The organism is Chitinophaga sp. 30R24, from assembly GCF_049056765.1.
Lineage (GTDB): Bacteria > Bacteroidota > Bacteroidia > Chitinophagales > Chitinophagaceae > Chitinophaga.
Genome location: NZ_JBJGXX010000002.1, coordinates 836606 through 855525, shown reverse-complemented (window position 1 = coordinate 855525; position 18920 = coordinate 836606). Strand labels below are relative to the sequence as shown.

The 18920-nt window shown below is 44.4% G+C and carries 19 protein-coding genes; 6 read left to right on the top strand and 13 right to left on the bottom strand.

Annotated features, from left to right (window positions below; all coding sequences use genetic code 11):
• Positions 1-125: 125 nt before the first annotated feature.
• Positions 126-581 carry an LEA type 2 family protein gene (locus tag ACDQ55_RS10060; RefSeq protein WP_420981251.1) on the top strand — a complete coding sequence of 152 codons (456 nt, stop codon included), beginning with the start codon at positions 126-128 and terminating at the stop codon, positions 579-581.
• On the opposite strand, the gene ACDQ55_RS10055 is transcribed toward ACDQ55_RS10060, so the two are convergent.
• The 3 genes from ACDQ55_RS10055 to pyrE form a co-directional block, all read right to left on the bottom strand.
• Positions 567-944 (bottom strand): hypothetical protein, encoded by a 378-nt coding sequence (locus ACDQ55_RS10055; RefSeq protein ID WP_420981250.1) that lies wholly within the window; start codon positions 942-944, stop codon positions 567-569. The two genes, ACDQ55_RS10060 and ACDQ55_RS10055, sit on opposite strands and share 15 nt — an antisense overlap.
• Before the next feature lie 245 nt (positions 945-1189).
• Complete coding sequence (locus tag ACDQ55_RS10050) at positions 1190-1564, bottom strand: heavy-metal-associated domain-containing protein (RefSeq protein ID WP_420981249.1); 375 nt, start codon at positions 1562-1564, stop codon at positions 1190-1192.
• A gap of 48 nt (positions 1565-1612) precedes the next feature.
• Positions 1613-2248, bottom strand: a complete 636-nt coding sequence (gene pyrE, locus ACDQ55_RS10045) for an orotate phosphoribosyltransferase (protein ID WP_420981248.1) — start codon at positions 2246-2248, stop codon at positions 1613-1615.
• Between the two features lie 140 nt (positions 2249-2388).
• On the opposite strand from pyrE, the gene ACDQ55_RS10040 reads away from it, so the two are divergent.
• A complete protein-coding gene (locus tag ACDQ55_RS10040; RefSeq protein ID WP_420981247.1) occupies positions 2389-3009 on the top strand; it encodes an NUDIX hydrolase in 621 nt (206 codons plus the stop codon).
• A 51-nt stretch (positions 3010-3060) separates the two neighbouring features.
• Here the strand turns inward: ACDQ55_RS10040 and ACDQ55_RS10035 are convergent, their stop codons facing one another.
• The 4 genes from ACDQ55_RS10035 to ACDQ55_RS10020 are packed head-to-tail and all read right to left on the bottom strand — an operon-like array spanning position 3061 to position 5428.
• Positions 3061-3492 carry a hotdog fold thioesterase gene (locus ACDQ55_RS10035; RefSeq protein WP_420981246.1) on the bottom strand — a complete coding sequence of 144 codons (432 nt, stop codon included), beginning with the start codon at positions 3490-3492 and terminating at the stop codon, positions 3061-3063.
• A gap of 11 nt (positions 3493-3503) precedes the next feature.
• The gene (gene coaD, locus ACDQ55_RS10030; protein WP_420981245.1) at positions 3504-3980 is read right to left on the bottom strand and encodes a pantetheine-phosphate adenylyltransferase; all 477 of its coding nucleotides are present in this window, start codon (positions 3978-3980) and stop codon (positions 3504-3506) included.
• A 24-nt stretch (positions 3981-4004) separates the two neighbouring features.
• A complete protein-coding gene (locus ACDQ55_RS10025; RefSeq protein WP_420981244.1) occupies positions 4005-4562 on the bottom strand; it encodes an RsmD family RNA methyltransferase in 558 nt (185 codons plus the stop codon).
• Positions 4553-5428, bottom strand: a complete 876-nt coding sequence (locus ACDQ55_RS10020; RefSeq protein WP_420981243.1) for a DUF3822 family protein — start codon at positions 5426-5428, stop codon at positions 4553-4555. The genes ACDQ55_RS10025 and ACDQ55_RS10020 overlap by 10 nt, the downstream gene beginning before the upstream one ends.
• Before the next feature lie 135 nt (positions 5429-5563).
• Here ACDQ55_RS10020 and ACDQ55_RS10015 point away from each other — a divergent pair, with 135 nt between their 5' ends.
• Positions 5564-6895, top strand: a complete 1332-nt coding sequence (locus ACDQ55_RS10015) for an MATE family efflux transporter (RefSeq protein ID WP_420981242.1) — start codon at positions 5564-5566, stop codon at positions 6893-6895.
• A 38-nt stretch (positions 6896-6933) separates the two neighbouring features.
• On the opposite strand, the gene ACDQ55_RS10010 is transcribed toward ACDQ55_RS10015, so the two are convergent.
• From ACDQ55_RS10010 to ACDQ55_RS09990, 5 genes are all read right to left on the bottom strand, one after another.
• Positions 6934-7689, bottom strand: a complete 756-nt coding sequence (locus tag ACDQ55_RS10010; RefSeq protein ID WP_420981240.1) for a hypothetical protein — start codon at positions 7687-7689, stop codon at positions 6934-6936.
• Between the two features lie 211 nt (positions 7690-7900).
• Positions 7901-8251: a dihydroneopterin aldolase gene (folB, locus tag ACDQ55_RS10005; protein WP_420981238.1), complete on the bottom strand. Its 351-nt coding sequence runs from the start codon at positions 8249-8251 to the stop codon at positions 7901-7903.
• A gap of 87 nt (positions 8252-8338) precedes the next feature.
• On the bottom strand, positions 8339-9289 hold the full coding sequence (gene trxB, locus ACDQ55_RS10000) for a thioredoxin-disulfide reductase (RefSeq protein ID WP_420981237.1): 951 nt from the start codon (positions 9287-9289) through the stop codon (positions 8339-8341).
• A gap of 17 nt (positions 9290-9306) precedes the next feature.
• Positions 9307-10182 (bottom strand): DUF4249 domain-containing protein, encoded by an 876-nt coding sequence (locus ACDQ55_RS09995; protein ID WP_420981236.1) that lies wholly within the window; start codon positions 10180-10182, stop codon positions 9307-9309.
• A gap of 169 nt (positions 10183-10351) precedes the next feature.
• On the bottom strand, positions 10352-11209 hold the full coding sequence (locus ACDQ55_RS09990) for a sigma-70 family RNA polymerase sigma factor (RefSeq protein ID WP_012793808.1): 858 nt from the start codon (positions 11207-11209) through the stop codon (positions 10352-10354).
• A 327-nt stretch (positions 11210-11536) separates the two neighbouring features.
• Between ACDQ55_RS09990 and ACDQ55_RS09985 the strand changes: the two genes are divergently transcribed.
• The 3 genes from ACDQ55_RS09985 (at position 11537) to ACDQ55_RS09975 (ending at position 16079) form a co-directional block, all read left to right on the top strand.
• A complete protein-coding gene (locus ACDQ55_RS09985; RefSeq protein WP_420981234.1) occupies positions 11537-12553 on the top strand; it encodes a threonine aldolase family protein in 1017 nt (338 codons plus the stop codon).
• A 325-nt stretch (positions 12554-12878) separates the two neighbouring features.
• On the top strand, positions 12879-15530 hold the full coding sequence (locus ACDQ55_RS09980) for a valine--tRNA ligase (protein WP_420981233.1): 2652 nt from the start codon (positions 12879-12881) through the stop codon (positions 15528-15530).
• Positions 15531-15590: 60 nt separating this feature from the next.
• Positions 15591-16079, top strand: a complete 489-nt coding sequence (locus ACDQ55_RS09975; RefSeq protein ID WP_420981232.1) for a hypothetical protein — start codon at positions 15591-15593, stop codon at positions 16077-16079.
• A 5-nt stretch (positions 16080-16084) separates the two neighbouring features.
• On the opposite strand, the gene ACDQ55_RS09970 is transcribed toward ACDQ55_RS09975, so the two are convergent.
• Positions 16085-18883 carry a hypothetical protein gene (locus tag ACDQ55_RS09970; protein WP_420981231.1) on the bottom strand — a complete coding sequence of 933 codons (2799 nt, stop codon included), beginning with the start codon at positions 18881-18883 and terminating at the stop codon, positions 16085-16087.
• Positions 18884-18920: the final 37 nt, after the last annotated feature.

Below are 18920 nucleotides of genomic sequence, written 5' to 3'. Positions count from 1 at the left end.
TAAATGGCTCATTTTTAATATATCTTAATAGGCCGCCCGTTAAATGTTTCCCAATTCCTACCCCCCTTTTTGATAACTAATTCCTTTGCTGTAGGTTTGATGAAAATTAAATTCCGGGGAGAATCATGAAAGCAATCCGAATAATACTGGCCATATTTATAGTATGCATCATCGCCAGTGCTTGTGAAAAAACAAAGGACATTCAATTTGTAAGAGTAGCCGGTATCAATCTGGAACAATTAGGGATGTCTAAAAGCGTAGTAAGAATGACCCTGGCATATTATAATCCGAACAAATACCGGCTCCAAGTAAAAGACGCCAATTTTGATCTTTATTTCGACGACACCCAGGTGGGCCATTCTATCCAGGATACTATGATATCTATTCCTGCCAGGGATACTTTTTATTTTCCTGTAAAATTAGAGGTAAATATGGGCAATGTATTTAAAAACGCCCTGAGCGCTTTTGCCAATAAAGAAGTTACCATTAAAGCTACTGGTAACTGTAAAGTGGGTAAGGCTGGCATCTTTTTACCTTTCCCGATTAAATGCGAAACCCGGCAATCCTTAAATTTCTTTTAAACCGTTTTCCAACTTTGCCACCAATGCCATAATATGACTGCTTTCTGCAGCATTCTTCAACGGCGGTAATTGCAAATGAGCGCGTAATTGGTTAATATAAACAGTTTTATCTTCCGGTAACAAATGTTCCTTTCGAATTGCCCAGCAATAAATCAGGGCTGTTTTTAATGCCGCTGCTTTTACCCGGAAAGTGTGTGGACTATACCTACCCGGATGCAGATGAATGTAGACTGTCTTACCGGTTGCCAAACGTAAGATCCACCGTGAAGCATCAGACAAAGTAAGGGTAGCATAACCTCTACTGGCTGCCAGCCAAGCCACATATTCCGCCTGCGTATACACGCCAGCCTGCTGCAATTGCATCCTAATTTCATTGAAAATAGCAGATATGGGTAATGTCCCATCATACATATCCATCTGGGAGGTGCCTAATATCAGCAGGCGATGATAGATTTCCTGGGGCTGCTCTATCTGGGAAAGCGTTTGCTGAAGAGCGAAGAGATGATGCTTCAGCGGGTTAAACAGAATAGGAATGGTATTAACTTTTAGCTTAGCAATGAGCTTTTAACGCTTAATCAGGCTAAAAGCTCATTGCTTATACGATGTGATTAGTGTTTCTTTTCATCCATACCACCGCCATCTTCTGGTTTTTTGCAACAGGTAGGCAGTTTAGAATAAGACTCCGGATTAGCTGTTACGTTGTCTGCATCATACCCTACATTAGCGATACCGGTTTTGATATTCTCAATATTGGTACGGTCTGTATAATATTTTACAGTAGTAATATGCTTTTTGTAATCCACTTTTACGGATTGTACACCTTCCTCATGTGCCATATATCTTTCAATACGGTTTTTGCAAGATTCACATTGCACGGTAGGCGTGTTGATTTTAACGGTTTCGATAGCTTTCTGCTTCTGTTGCGCCATAGCCATGCCTACACCGGCAAACAGGAACAACATTACTAATTTCAGGATACGCATAAATATTAATATTAATAACCGAATATACGAAAAAAAGATATACACGTACTATTTGCCCCACTGATCCGGCGCACTTCTCCAGGCTTGTAAGGTCGCTATTTCATCGGCAGACACAATACCCTTTTCTTCTGCCAAAGCAATCATTGCATTATAATTACTGAGCGAGTAAAACGGTACGCCCACTGCTTCAAAAGCTTTTACGGCTACGTCAAATCCATAGTTGAAGATAGATACCATTCCTATCACTTCGCCACCAGCTGCCCGGATGGCCTGCACAGCCTCCAGGCTGCTTTTGCCGGTAGAGATCAGGTCTTCTACCACCACCACCGGTTGTCCGGGTTGTAATACGCCTTCAATCTGGTTTCCCATGCCATGCTCTTTAGGCTTGGACCTTACATAAATAAAAGGCAGTTTTAATTGGTCTGCTACCAGCGCCCCATGCGGGATGCCTGCAGTAGCTACGCCGGCAATTACGGCTGCATCCGGAAAGGTTTCAAATACCAGGTTGCACAACTCAGATTTAATATAGTCGCGCACGTAAGGATAAGATAACACCTTTCTGTTATCACAATAGATAGGAGATTTCCAACCGGAAGCCCACGTAAATGGTTTTGCAGGACTTAATTTTACTGCTTGCACCTGCAGCAGTTTTTCTGCAACTTGTTTTTCGCTTACTGTACTCATACAAGCGCCAAAAGTACTACCATTTTATTAAAGTACACGTTGTTTATCACTACTTAATAAAAAATCACCCGTCACATTTTGTGATAAAAATTTATTCCCCCGTCTACCTTACTTATCCCGATCCTCATTACATTTGCGACATGCAAGCAAATACTACTATCTATCTCAACGAACGTCCACTGTTACTTGCCACTCAGTTAACAGACATCCCGCCACATATGGCAGATGCCAAGGTATACCTGAATCCTGACAATTCGAAAATAGAGAATGTGCTCAATAAACTGGAAGATGGTAAAAAGGAAGCGGCCGTTTTTATTGCACCGGATGCCAAACAACTGCTGAAAAAAGTATGTCTACATTTTACTGTACTGGTAGCAGCAGGCGGTCTTATTACCAATCCGGCCGGAGAAGTGCTGATGATGTTCCGCCGCGGCAAATGGGATCTCCCCAAAGGCAAACAAGACCCAGGAGAAGACCTGGAAACCTGCGCCCTGCGTGAAGTGGCAGAAGAAACAGGCCTGCACAACGTTTCACTGGAGGGTAAGCTTGTGGAAACCTACCACTATTACCCTATGAAAAATAAGAAAGTCCTGAAACATACCTACTGGTACCGCATGCAGTTTACCGGTACAGAGTTAACAGTGCCACAAATTGAAGAAGATATCCAGGATATAGAATGGATTAAACCGGAAAATGTAGAGAAATACCTGAAATTCTCTTATGAAAATATACGGGAAGTATTCAAAGCGGCATATCTCTGATAAGGCTGCAAAGCGGGCTGGGAAAAAGAGGTCTTTTTTTCAGCCCCGCAATTATTTTTTATTCAGAATGGCTACTGTAAGCCGGCTTACACAAACCAACCTGTGCTGATCGTCGGTAATCCGTACATCCCATACATGGCTGTTAGCTCCAATATGCAAAGGACGGGCAATGGCATGCACATAGCCTTCTTTTACGCCTCTCACGTGGTTGGCATTGATTTCCATCCCTACACAAATCTGCTTTTCTGGATCAATAATCAACCCCGAGGCTACGCTACCCACTGTTTCCGACAATGCTGCCGAAGCCCCGCCATGCAATAATCCATATGGCTGCACAGTCCGCTTATCTACCGGCATCATCATTTTCAGGTAGTCGGGCCCAATTTCCGTGAACTCCATTCCCAATATAGCGGCCATCGTATCATCTCCCATCTCATTCAACTGGTCCAACGAAATTTTAGTAGAATGCCAGATCGTTTTCATATCAACTGCTTTTATTGCTTAGTGCGCTTAATACTTTCCAACACTTCCGGTGGAAGAAAAGGAGATACATCTCCCCCATACCGGTAAATATCCCTTACTAAAGTAGAGGCAATGCTTGAATAACGCGGTACGGTGGTAAGAAAGATCGTTTCTATTTCTGGCGCTACAGTGCGGTTTACATCCGCAATCGCCTTTTCATATTCAAAATCGCTTACGTAACGGATACCCCGTAAAATAAAACGGGCATTTATCTGCTTGCAAAAGTCGATAGTTAATCCGGAATAAGTAGCAACTTCTACCCTGGGATCATCTTTATAAATCTCCCTGATCCAGTTTATCCGCTCTTCCAGTGTAAACATAGGCGTTTTATTGCTGTTTACGCCAATGCCTACCACGAGGCGGTCAAACAGATCGAGCCCACGGTTAATTACATCTGTATGGCCCAGTGTAATTGGATCGAATGTACCTGGGAATAAACATGTTCTCATGAAAGTGCTATTAACAATCGTTATTTATCCACGCTTTAGTTCTTCCCGGTTAATGAAAATAGAGAAGACGGTAGCGCCATAATTCCTTTCTGTACGGTAATAAGAATAGTCACGAAACCGGTTATGTGCTGTATGCTCTATAATCAGCCATCCTTCCGGGTTTAACAGCCCTTTTTCAAATATGAGCCCAGGCAGTTGCTCCAATGTATCCATCATATAAGGTGGGTCAGCAAAAATGAAGTCGAACTGCTCCGTGCACTGCTGCAGGTACTTAAACACATCCATTTTCACTGTTTTCAGGGTCGTAATCCCTAAAGATTGGGCAGTTTTACTGATAAAAGCAGCCATAGCGGGATCTTTCTCCACAATCGTCATATCAGTTGCCCCCCTGGAAGCCAGCTCATAGCTGATACTGCCAGTACCGCCAAAAATATCCAATGTTTTTAAAGTGGATATTTCCAGGTTGTTTTCAATGATATTGAACAACCCACCCTTTGCAATATCTGTAGTAGGGCGGGTATGCGGCATCTTTGCCGGTGGTTGTATTTTCCTTCCTCCACTGTTTCCTCCGATTATACGCATAGCGCTAACGCATATAAATTATGAAAATAATAACCCGGGATTTCCTGCATTTTGTTGATGTAGTTAAATCCGGGCAACCGTTGCATCCATTCCAGGTGCGGTATAAATTTGTACATTTCCTGGTATACGCCGGCATCTGTAGCCAATGCCCCACCAAGTTTAACCCTTACCTGCTGCTCATCCAGCTCTAATTGCCGCAATACATTCACTACGGCATACACTACGTCTAACCCTACCTGATAATCTATTTCCTGCTGGATCAGCAGTTTACCGCCAGCATATACCGTGATGGTAAATGAATGGCGTTCTATCTCCACAAAAGCAATACCTCCAGGAGCATTGAAATCCAGGTCTATTGGATAAGATTGCAGCAAAGCGGAATTGGCATGCACAACCAGGTCTGTAGAAAACTCCTTACGCAGAAAGCCCAACAGGTCTTTATCCACACTGTAAATGTTCACCATAGACAAGCCAGACAGCTGATCCGACAAAACGGCTTCCTGTACTTTTTCCGGCGCCGACAGGTGCAAAAAATCCTTTTTCAGGGAAGACATATAGTACATATGCGGCACCAGTACACCACTGCCGGTATTAAAAGCTAACAGGATAGATTTAAAAGCGGTAAACAGCAGTTTATCGGTATCAAACACCTGTTCTATCATTTCCAGATCGGCCAGGGCCAGTTTCTGCGGTGTAAAATGGTAAGATTTCAGGGCCAGAAACTTCTGAATAGCAGGATCATATACAACATAACTGAATGTTCCGCTTCCCACCAGTACCAATAAATAACAGGTAGTGAGATCAGTTTCCAGCAGGGTTTCATCGTCTACTGTAAATGCAGGATGGATGTTATAGGCCACGGGCATATTTTACCTTTCAAATGAACTACAATAATAATCTTTTTAGTTAATTGGTGAGGACGTTTTGTTGTTTTATATCCGGTAGATGATCAACTTATAACTATATCTTTGTTTTTCAGACCCACAATCAGAGAAAGATTCATGCAACTGGAAGTTACCACCCGGCAGATTATAAAAATAGCAGGCCCTATATGTCTGGCGCTCATCATCCCCCAGATTAATCATATTACCAACACTGCTTTTGTAGGCCGGTTAGGTGAATTTGAACTGGCCGCCAATGGTATAGCAGGTATTTACTACCTGGTGATGTACATGATTGCATATGGTCTTAATAACGGTATGCAAGTGCTAATAGCCCGCAGGGCCGGACAGCGGCAATACAGCGGTATCGGACAGCTTTTTTCCAACGGCATACAGGTAGGGGTATTTTTTTCCCTCCTGGCTATTTTACTGACATTATTGGCAGCGCCCTGGTTCTTTTCCAAAAGCTTGCATGATCCACACATTATCCAGGCCGCAGTTTCGTTCATCCGTATACGTATATGGGGGCTCCCCCTGCTCATGTTGTTGAACATGGCCAATGCGTTTTATATTGGTAGCGGACATTCCAAAGTGCTGGCGGTTACTTCCTTTTGCCAGGAAATGATAAACATCTTCTTTGATTACACCCTTATCTTCGGAAAACTGGGCTTTCCGGCCATGGGGCTCAATGGCGCCGCCACGGCTTCCGTTATTGCAGAAACCACCGGCTGTTTGGTAGCTTTCAGCATCCTGTTTATCCGTCGTTACCACCAACAATATAGTCTGTTCAGCTACCTAAAGATCAACTGGAATATCATTAAAAGCATATTGAATGTATCTGCGCCACTGATCGTACAATTCTTGTTCAGTATAGGCAGTTGGTTTATATTTTTCATCTTTATAGAACACCTGGGAGAAAGGCAATTGGCTGTATCCAATATGTTACGTAGCATTTTTGGCTTTTTTGGCATTTTCACCTGGTCGCTGGCAGCAGCCTGCAATACCATAGTGAGCAATATCATTGGCCAAGGACGGCCAGAATTGGTGTTCACTGTCATCAAAAAGCATGTGTTGCTCAGCGTTATCTGTGCTACCAGCGTTTGTATTCTGGTAAACCTCTTCCCTTATGCCTTATTGCATGTTTATACCAACAATACTGATCTGATTACGGTAGCCATTCCTTCGATCCGTGTTATTACGCTCAGTACCATCTTAATGGCGGTAGCAGCTGTAGTGATGAGCGGCGTAGTGGGCACAGGCAACACCCGTATAAATCTGATAACAGAAATCATGGCCGTTATTGGCTACCTGATCTATTGTGATATTATTATTGAAAGAATGCATAGTAAATTACAATGGGCCTGGGGAGCGGACTTCATTTATTGGGTCATCATTTTTGGGCTCAGTTACTGGTACCTGAGAAGCGGAAAATGGAAAGGGAAAGAGATATGATCTTAGCTGCTAGCGACTAAGCCGATAGCAGCTAAGTGCTATTGCAAATCGTCCAGCATCTTCTTGCAATCTACCTTTATGCTGGCATCGTCTTGATGAATATTTCGCAGTGTTAAAGCTTTCTTGAGCACTTCAATCGCTTTATCCTGTTGGTTGTTAGCTTTATAAGCACGGGCCAGTTCATAATAGTTCAATATGAAACCGGGGTCCAGTTGCCGGCATTTTTCATAGTCGGTGATAGCATTCTGTAGCGAGCCATCTGGCAATCCGCCAAACAACATTTTAGCAGCGCCTCTTTCAAAAGCATTCAGGTTAGCCACTTCATAATTCCATTTGCCTAATACGTGATACCCCTCAGCCAGATTAGGATCGAATTTGATCGCCAGTTCTGCATATTTCTTTACATCCTTGGAAGCAGCCACTTTGTCTTTGGCGCCGGAAATCAGCGCCATACGTCCCCTGGCAATAGCCATGGATAAGTTAGATTGCGCACTATTAGGGTCTACTTTCAGGGCTTGCTCTGCATAACTTTTAGCCTGATCAAAATAGGATATTTTATCTTGCTTGCTCTTCTGGCGGTTACCGATGCGGGAAGCCAATTGGCTGGCCTGGTTTAGGGCATCTAGTTGATTAGGTTGTATTTTGAGAATTTCTTTGTCCTTGTCAAATGCTTCCGATTCCTTCATCTGGCTTTCCAATTGCTTGGCTTCGTCCACCATCTCACTGACGCTCTGAGCCCTCACCAATAAGACGGTCAACATCAGGGAACAAAATAACAGGATTCTTGTAGTCATGGGGACTGATTTTTATTCGTTAGGATTTGCAGATTAACTTATACCTAAATTTACGAAAATTACAAATCGGAAACGCGGGGCGCACAAGTAAAATATTAGCTGGTAGTTATTAGCAGCCAGGAGCAAGAGGCCTATAGTTTTTAGCTGCCAAGCGCTGGAAGCTAGGCGCTTTTTAGCTGCCAGGAGCGAATAGCCAACAGGCTTTTAAAGTTCAATATTGTTTCTCCAGCGACACCATAGAGTTGCGGATGCTGGCACCCATGGGCGGGTTCATTTTGCGAAGGGTAACGGTACTGTGCTGGATTGCGGGATAACGTTGCTTGAGGGCGTCGGATAGTTCGTAAACAACTTCTTCCAGCAATGGGCGTGGTATTGCCATCACCAGGCTGGCTACTTCATATATTCCCTGATAATTCACTGTTTCAGAGAGATCGTCTACTGGTACGGTACCGGGTATACGAACCGCAACATCCAGTACGAAAGTATTCCCAATAATGGTTTCTTCAGGATAAAAACCATGATAGGCATAAAAAGTAGCTTGTTCGAGGGCAATAGTAAGCATAAAAAGGATTGGATTATTGTTATTTTGATGACGGCTATTTGTTCGGAACAAACCATCCATCATCAAAATAACAAAATAACCAAATGATTATTGATGATGTTCTTTTGCTGACAAATACCTTTCTGCATCCAGGGCGGCCATACATCCGCTGCCGGCAGCAGTTACAGCCTGACGGTAAATTTTATCCTGCACATCTCCGCAGGCAAAAACACCTTCTATACTGGTACGGCTGGAGCCGGGAACAGTAACAATATAATCCTGTTCGTCCAGTTCCAGGTAATCCTTAAATATAGCAGAATTAGGTTGGTGACCAATGGCTACAAAGAAAGCGCTCACCGGCACATCCTTCTTTTCACCGGTTTTATTGTTCAGGATACGAACAGCTTCCACTTTATTATCACCCAGTACTTCGTCGGTTTCTGAGTTCCAATATACAATGATGTTAGAAGTCTTCAGTACGCGGTCTTGCATTACCTTAGAAGCGCGCATTTCATGGCGGCGCACCAGCATATGCACGGTGCTGCACATTTTAGAAAGATAGAGGGCTTCTTCAGCGGCAGTATCGCCTGCGCCTACAATTGCCACTTCTTTACCACGGAAGAAGAAACCGTCGCACACGGCGCAAGCGGAAACGCCACTACCGTTGAGACGTTGTTCGGAAGGAAGTCCCAGCCATTTGGCAGAAGCGCCAGTAGCAATGATAATTGCATCTGCGGTGATTTCCTTTTCTTCGTCTATAGTCACTTTATAAGGCTGTTTGCTGAAGTCCACGGAAGTTGCCATACCATAACGGATATCTGCGCCCATACGGGTAGCCTGTTTTTCAAAGTCCACCATCATTTCCGGTCCTTGAATACCTTCTGGATAACCGGGATAATTCTCCACTTCAGTAGTGATAGTTAATTGTCCACCGGGTTGGATACCCTGGTATAATACTGGCTTAAGGTTGGCTCTTGCGGCATAAATAGCAGCGGTGTAACCGGCAGGGCCGGAACCAATGATCAATAAATGCACATGCTCTTGTTGCTTGTTTTCCATACTTTTTTACTCTATAATTACTTGCTGATAATAATCGTTTTATAGGTTACTGTATACCCACCCCAATAACCTAATGCGCCGGGTACATTGCCTAGTACTTTAGTAGGTGATGAAAACGGGTTGCCATTGCTATTATAGGCAAAATCTAGTGTCCGCCAGAAATCCCAGGTTGCTTTGTCAATATTACAAAACTTAATGGTAATGGTATCTCCCCTGTCAAAGAAGGCATAGGTATCCAGTTCCAGCTTTTCATTTCTGTTTACGCCGGCGTCTACTGGAATTTCAAATGTTGTGCCGTTCACGAGTTGATCGTCCAGTACAGAATTCAATCCGGGATAAAACGGCTCGCTGTTTTTCCGGGTAAAGTAGCGGGCATAATTCGTCACCAGCGACGTATCCTTGATCTGCACCCACAGCCGGACCTTATCCATACGATCATCTACCCTCACCAGGGTAGCCCACATAGAGTCTAGCTGTAAGGAGATGGGAGGAATGGTAGTCACCGCGTCGTATGTCTTATTGTCAGCTTCGATATGCAAGGCATATCTTCCTGACGTTTTTCCCTTAAAAGTGACACCTTGACTGAAATCTGGCACATAAGTATAATACCGGTTGCTATCGGTGCCGGTAACCTGTTCTTTCAGCATCATAGTATTACTGCCGTCTGAAATGGTAACTATAGCGTTGTGTACGAAGCTGTTCTCTAAAACGGCAGGAGCTATTTGGGAGAAATAGTTCATGCTTCTGCTGAGCACTACTTGCGGATAGCTACCACTTTCAAATTTACCTTCCACCACCAATTGCGACTCCTGGCCTGGCAGATGGATATTGATATCTTTTTCACAAGCTACCAATAGAATGGTAAGCAGTGTACCAAGAGGCGTAATATGCATAGCTGCAAAAATAAGGGGTGTTCACTAAATAAAAACACCGGCCATGTATTTACAAAGCCGGTGTTCTTATAGAATAAAGAGGATTAGTAGAGATTCTTTTATTTTCACTTTTCAAATCTGGTTCCGGACTGGTTCCGGCGCCTGGACTGAAAATATAAAAAAACAGATGCTATCCCAGGTAAGATTTGAGAGCGCCACTATAGCGGGCTTTTTGCAGCCTTTTGATAGCACGTTCTTTAATCTGCCTGATTCTTTCTTTAGTCAGATCATATTTCTGACCGATTTGTTCGATTGTTGCGCCATTTTCACCATCCAGACCAAAATAAGCATTCACAATTTCCGCTTCGCGAGGGCTCAGGGACTTCAGTACCCGGCGAATTTCCTCACGGAGTGAATCTCTCATAACATCATCATCAGTAATATCTCCACCTTCCAGCAGGTCGCCCATCGCTACGTCTTCTGCCTCGTGCACAGGTGCATCCAATGACATGTGGCGCGTATTGCTTTGGAAGATATTGTTAATTTCTGATTCAGACATTTCCAGGATTTCTGCGAGTTCCTCGGTAGAAGGTTCACGCTCGTTTTCCTGTTCAAATGCCATATAAGCTTTGTTCGCTTTATTATAGGTGCCAATTTTATTTTGCGGTAAACGGACAAGGCGACCTTGTTCGGCTAACGCTTGCAGGATGGATTGGCGAATCCACCACACTGCATAAGAGATGAATTTGAAACCCTTTGTTTCATCGAAACGTTGCGCAGCTTTGATCAAGCCAAGATTACCTTCATTGATAAGGTCACTGAGGCTAAGGCCCTGGTGCTGATATTGCTTTGCAACAGAAACCACGAAACGTAAGTTTCCTGTAGTCAATCTTTCAAGAGCCTTTTGATCGCCCATTTTAATGCGTTGCGCCAAAACGGTCTCTTCCTCAGGTGTTAACAAAGGGATCTTCGAGATTTCCTGCAGGTACTTTTCTACCGCCTGCGAATCACGATTGGTGATCTGGGTGGCAATTTTAAGTTGCCTCATATGAAAAATTGTATTGGTTTATAAATAAATAACAGCGAAAGAAATTTTTTGTTCAATTATTGAAAGTTATTAACTTACGAAGTTTCCCGCGCTTTATTGTTGAATTCAGAAAATAAGTCTGCAAAGATCGTGCTAACGAACCACTCTACCAAATCCTTCTTATATTTGCCAGCCATATAACAAAATACAGTTTTATAACGGAATTTAATAGCCATTTAGTTCAGGTAAAGGATGCTTTATGCAAATTTTAACAATTGATAAAGAATCACTATCAGATTATCATATTAACTAATTTATCCATAATTGCATTGCAAATTTTTCAATGAAATGATTGACTATAGAAGCGACACGTTTACTCGTCCCGGCCCTGGTATGTTACAGGCGATGCTACAAGCAGAAACCGGTGATGATGTTTTTGGTGAGGACCCCAGCATCAATAAACTAGAAGCCATGATGGCAGATTACTTTGGCAAACCGGCAGCCTTATACTGCCCTTCCGGCACCATGAGTAACCAGATCGCCATCAAAGTACATACGTTACCAGGAGATGAAGTGGTTTGCAGCAACCTGGCACATGTATACATTTATGAAGGCGGCGGCATTGCCTTCAACTCCGGCGCACAGGTACATGCTATCACCGGCGACAGGGGCATGATCAGCGCCGCCCAGGTAGAAGCGGCCATCAATCCAGATGATGTGCATAAAGCCCGTACCAGCCTGGTATGCCTCGAAAATACCTCCAACCGTGGCGGCGGATGCTATTACGATTGGGAAGAAATGGTGAAAATAGGCCAGGTATGCAAAGAACATCAACTGGCCCTGCACCTGGATGGCGCCCGCTTGTTTAATGCACTCGTAGCCACCGGCCAGGAGCCAAAATCCTATGGTCAACTATTCGATAGTATTTCCGTTTGCCTCAACAAAGGCATGGGTTGCCCCATGGGCTCTGTACTCCTTGGCAGTGAAGCTTTTATCCGCGCCGCCAGAAGAATCAGAAAAAAACTGGGTGGCGGATTACGGCAGGCCGGCTATATGGCTGCTACCGGCATCTATGCCATGGAAAACAATATTGCCAGGTTGGCAGAAGATCATCTTCATGCCAAACAAATTGCCCAGGCTTTATTAGAACAACCTTTCGTTGGCTATATACTGCCTGTTGAAACCAATATCCTGATCTTTAATATAAACAGCCCCTGGACACCGCAACTGTTTGTTGATTATCTGAAACAGCAAGGCATCCTGGCTATAGCTATTTCTCCTACACAGGTCAGAATGGTGACCCATCTGGATATTACACCGGATATGGTGGCAAAAACCTGCGAAGTAATTGCCCAAATGGTATAAATGATCTACATAAAAGCTCCGAAGATGCTATCGGTTTGTTCTGATAATATCTTTGGGGCTTTCCACATCAACCACCCCCTACATCACCGGCCGGAAAAACACAACTTTTCGGATTAATCTAAATTTTTGGGATCTATTCAAGCAACCAAAATAACAATAATTAATTTCGCCATATTACATGATTGTTTAACTGGGAAGATAAATTTAATATCTGGCAGTTATTAACGGATAATTGTCTGACAACTAAGATTATCAGAGAGGCCATAAACTAATTTCCATCTCTGCCTAATCTCTGTTATTTTTGCAACCTTATATTATGAATAGCATGGAACTCTCGAAAAATTACCTGCCTGCAACGGTTGAAGAAAAATGGTACCAACAATGGATGGACAAAGGCTATTTCCGCTCTAAGCCGGATGGCCGCCAGCCTTTTACTGTAGTTATCCCCCCTCCGAATGTGACCGGGGTCTTGCATCTTGGCCATACGCTCAACGAAACCGTCCAGGACATCCTGGTACGCCGTGCCCGTATGAGTGGGTTTAACGCCTGCTGGGTACCTGGTTCCGACCACGCTTCTATTGCAACAGAAGCCAAAGTGGTAAATATGCTTAAACAGGAAAAAGGTATTGAGAAATCCCAGCTTACCCGCGAAGAATTCCTCAAATATGCTTTCGAATGGAAAGAAAAATATGGTGATATCATCTACCACCAGATAAAGAAACTCGGCTGCAGCTGCGATTGGGACCGGGTTACCTTTACCATGGACGACCATTACTACAAAGCAGTTATCACTGTGTTTGTAGACCTCTATAAAAAGGGCGTCATCTATCGCGGTGCCCGTATGATTAACTGGGACCCGAAAGCTAAAACAGCCCTCAGCGATGAAGAAGTAGAATATAAAGACCTGCAGGGCAAATTGTATCACGTGAAATACGCGATTACAGATGCAACAGGACAGCCTACTGGTGAATTCATCACCATTGCCACCCAACGTCCGGAAACAATTATGGGAGATACCGCCATTTGCGTAAACCCCGACGACGAAAGATATAGCCACCTGAAAGGACATTTTGCCACCGTACCATTGGTAAACCGCCGCGTACCTATTATTTTCGATACTTACGTAGACAAAGAATTTGGTACCGGTGCGCTGAAAGTTACGCCGGCACATGATATCAACGACTATAACCTGGGCTTGAAACACAACCTGGAAATCATTGATACCCTCAACGACGACGGTACACTTAGCGCTGCTGCAGAAGTATTTGTAGGAGAAGACCGCTTCGTAGCCCGCAAAAAAGTAGTAGCAGCCCTGGCAGAAGAAGGCCTGCTGATCAAGGAACAGGAATATACTACCCGCCTGGGCTACAGTCAACGTAACCCAGACACTGTAGTAGAACCCCGTATTTCCACCCAGTGGTTCCTGAAAATGGCCGATATGGCCAAGCCCGCACTGGACGCAGTTGTAGATGGCAACGTAAGGATACATCCCGGCGACCGTTTCCTGGCGACCTACAAATATTGGATGGAGAATGTGAAAGACTGGTGTATTTCCCGCCAACTCTGGTGGGGACAACGCATCCCTGCCTGGTATGCGCCGGATGGCACTTTTGAAGTAGCAGCCACTGCAGCAGAAGCCGTACAACAGTTTGCCACACGCAATATTACCGTGAACGCCGCCGACCTGAAACAGGACGAAGACTGCCTGGATACCTGGTTCAGCTCCTGGCTCTGGCCAATGGAAGTATTTAATGGTATTTCCCAGCCCAACAACGAGGATATTAACTACTACTACCCTACTTCTGTACTGGTAACCGGTCAGGATATTATCTTCTTCTGGGTAGCGCGCATGATCATGGCGGGCCTGGAATTTAAACACGAACAACCATTCAAGGATGTATACTTCACAGGGATGGTGCGCGATAAGCAAGGCCGTAAAATGAGTAAACAGCTGGGCAACTCCCCAGATCTACTGGAACTCATTCATTCCTTTGGCGCCGATGCCGTACGCTTCGGTATCATGATCTCCTCTCCTGCCGGTAACGACCTGCTGTACGATGATTCTAGCTGTGAACAGGGCCGTAACTTCTGTAACAAAATATGGAATGCCCTGAAACTGGTAAAAATGTGGGAACAACGCCAGGAAGATGACGGCACTGCCAATGCTGCCGCTGATAGCTTCGCCGTAAAATGGTTTGAAAGCAGATTGAATGAAGTGCAACAAGAAGTTGCTACCCTGCATAAAGACTTCCGCCTGAGCGAAGGCCTCAAAGCCATTTATAGCCTCATCTGGGACGATTTTTGCAGCTGGTACCTGGAATGGGTGAAACCCGGTTTTGAACAACCTATCCCGGCTTCCATATACAATAAAACCGTTTATTTCTTTGAACAGCTGATGCAATTACTGCATCCGTACATGCCTTTTATTACAGAAGAAATTTACCAATTGCTGCAAACCAGGGAAGAAAATGATTCTCTCATGATTAAACAGTTCGCTACGCCGGAAGTACCAGTACAAGCCACGCTGGTGGAAGGTTTACTAGCCAAGGAAGTAATCAGCAGCATCCGTGATGCACGCAATAAACACCAGATCAAACCAAAAGATCCGATTGTACTACATATAGAAACCAAACACGAAAATGCTTTCAAACAGATTGAGAGCATGATCGCCAAACAGGTGAATGCCAAAACAGTCAATTATGTACAGGAAGCTGTTCCAGGCTGTATCACCCTGGTAATACAGAAAGATAAGTTCTACCTGGGCACAGAAACAGCACTGGATACTACCGCACAGAAAAACGCACTGGAGAAAGACCTGGATTACCTCAAAGGCTTCCTGGTATCTGTAGAAAAGAAACTCTCCAACGAACGTTTTGTACAAAATGCCAAGCCGGAAGCAGTAGAAGCGGAACGCCGTAAAAAAGCAGACGCTGAAGCTAAAATTGTTGTCATCGAGGAAAGTTTAAAATCCTTATAATTTTTGGGATCGCCCGGCCGTTACTATAGCCGGGCGATCTTTTTATATCCCGGTACTATCATGCAAAAAAAACTGTTACTTAGTTGTTGCTTCGCAATAGCGGCTATTACACCCGCATTGGCGCAAACAAATAAAAAAGGCGCTACGCCACCTGCTCAGGCCGCAGTAGCCAGCAATAAACGACCTATGAAATTACGCAGTAGCTGGGGCATTTACCTAAGCGACACACTCCCTAAAAGCGAGGTGGTAAAACTGCTGGATTCCGCGCTGATTGTGCGGGATGAGAAAAATATTAAGTATGCTGTTATTTCTTTCGCCTTTACTTACGAAAGACATGAACCTTATCTCAACGATACCACTGGCCAAGTAGCAGTGTATAAAGATTATACGGGAGATAATTTCAAATCCGCTTCCCTGACGCCCCTCTGGAGCAAAGGCCTGAAAGAAAACCTGCAAACAGGTGATGTGCTGTACTTTGATGAAATCATTATCCGCTATACGCCAGACAAATTGTATAAAGCACCGGCGCTACAGATCAATGTGAAATAATTCAATCAGTAATTAAATAGTTGCTGGATCGGTATGATGAAATCTACCCGGTTCTGCGCATGATCCACCGGATCACGGTCGAGCAGATGGCTAAAACGTACGCCAAATGAGAATGGTAACGTATTGCCAATCTTGGTATCCAGGTATAATTCTGTACCTAGGGAACTGTACCGGGTATTGGTCTGTAAATAAGTAGCCCTGCTATAATCGTAGAACAGGTTGGCGCGGATGCGGCTAAAATACAACAGCTGCGCAAATCCCCAGTCGGGATACGCAAGTGGGAAGTAATAATTGGCGCCCAGCTTATAGATATGCGTATACAACGGTGTATTGTACCCTCTCGCATATACGAAATTATCCGTAAAACTATAGTTAAATAACTTATCGCGTTGCTGCCAGGCGGCCTGTAATACCAGGTTATGATTGGCCCATAACCCAGGCAGATACTGGTCAAGGCGGGCATAGAACTGCTCTGCAAACAAGCCGTTCACTGTCCGGTTATACCGCATAGCCAGATATTGCCCAAAGTGCGTATAAATATTCTGTGAACCCTTGATCCGTTGGTTGCTAAAGATCAGGGTATTGGTAACAAATTGCAGGTGGTTACCCCTGTATTTGTCGTCTAGGTAACGCTCACGGATATTATAGCTGCTGCCAAAAGACAGGCCGCGGCTGTATAAACCTGCACTAAAATTCAGTGGTATCGAAAATCCGGCACTAGCCGTTGCTTCGTTCCAATACACCAGTTTACCGGACTGGTCATAAGCATTGCGGTTAATATTATAATCTGTTCCTATGGCCAATACCGGGTACCATCCACCAAAAGTAAACCCTGCACCGATGTCTGAACTACCTTCATTACGGTTATACGTATAGCCGATGCTGGTAGAAGTAGTATTGAGGATATTTTCACCGATCAGGGAAATACCATACTCTGGATCATTAAAAGAGGGTACCCAGCTATGGAAATTAAACGGACGGGTGAACTGCGGATATTTTTTTACCGGCAGGGAATCCCTTGACACTTTATCCAGGATATTGCCTCCTTCTTTAAAGTCTGGCTGTAACCAGGCGCTATGACGATCTTCACTAACAGGCACGGGCTTCCAGGCGCTGGCATTGAGAGCAGCCTGATATAGTTTGTATCCTTTTACCGTGAACTCGCTGAAAGTAATACTATCCTTATTATGGTTCAGCGACATATGCATAGCGCTGTTGCCGCGGTCTGTTACTTCGTAGGTAATTTTATCCGATAACGTGATGGCATATACGTTATTTACATCGCGGTTGCCGCTGGTAAAATAAACCGTATCACCGTTCACTGCCGGAGCACCAATTACATTATAGCTAAAGGGCGTTAGCACTGTATTTTCTCCGGTAGCCAACGACTGTTGCACAAGGGCCATCTCTCCCTTAATATTCCGTACTGCACTGATCACCGATTGCTCCCCTGCAGCAAAGCGTGGATAGGTGTAATACCAGTTATCAGGATTGGGTAGTTGCCGCTCTGTTTTTCCGGTTTGTGTGTTGATCAATTGCAGACTATACTGCATATGGGTGGTTTCAGTTGCTGCGATGATATGCTTACCATCTGTACTGATATCCGGAGAGAAAAATTTACCGCGCAGGGAAACTGTTTTCGTATGCCCGGTAGCACGATCCCATACACGTATCACCGAAAAATCTTTCCAACTCCAGCGGGCGTCAAAGCGGGCAGCAGCCCATACAATGCGGCCATCACGATAGCTGAAAAAATCGTCGTACACAATACCGGGTCTTACCAGCAATTGCATATCTCCATTTGGTTTCAGCAGATAGATGCCTGGCACTTTGTTCCAGGCGTCTTTAAGTATGATCCATCCGTCGGGGGTAGCGTATACGTATTTATAGTTAGTCACGGTTTTAGCCACCGGCAGCAAAGGCACTGCAGGCGTAGTATCCGGCCTGGCCGCGTAACTATTCCACAGCGGCTGATATTCTGCCAGCATAGCATGATAGAAGCCGGTAACGTTTTCTCCTGTTCTTTTCTTTAAGCTATGCGACAGGGGGTAAAAAACTCCGCGGTAACGCACAGCGTCGCTGGTCACATTTTTCCAGAAATTTTGCCTATAATGTTCGCGGCCATAGGCAGTCATCAGGTACCCCAGGGGATAGTGATCTGGTACAAAATCTTTATAGGAGCCATTGCGGATCTTCATATATGCATACTGTTTCCCTGCCAGGGAAAGGCCGCGGAACCCATCAAAAAAACCAGGCAATCTGCCACGGCCTTGTGGGGTAAGCGCAGTTTCCATCACCACAGCATCTCCTTCCCAAAACCAATTGGGTACCGCAATATTGGTAACCGCCGCTTGTCCGAGCTGGCCACCGAGAATAGAAAACACTTTGGAAACACCCTGACGGAAGTTCATATTCTGCAACACATGCCGGTATTCATGTACCGATAACTGTTCTATCCAATTTAATGAGCCCAGGTCGAGAGAAGAAGGAGGCGGCGTAAGATAAAATTCTGAACGGAAAGGGCCTAATTGTACATATCCATTAGATTGCATCGTTTGATTCTGCAAAACGATGTCTACCTTTTTTTCCAGGTTACCAATAGAAGCGCGGGTATACCGGTTCAGGTATTGTGTAATGCTGGCTACCCGCTCACCTTGTGCTGTCATGCCAAAAGGAAAGATCACACGTACCGTATCCGTATTGATCTGTTGCCATTTCAAAGAGGGGGGATTTCCTCCAAACTGTTGAGCCGATAACGATAATGAAAGGGAAAAAATAGAAAAAATGGCAAGGATAAAGCGCATAAAATAATCACGAATTACAAATTACGGACCTGTGCGG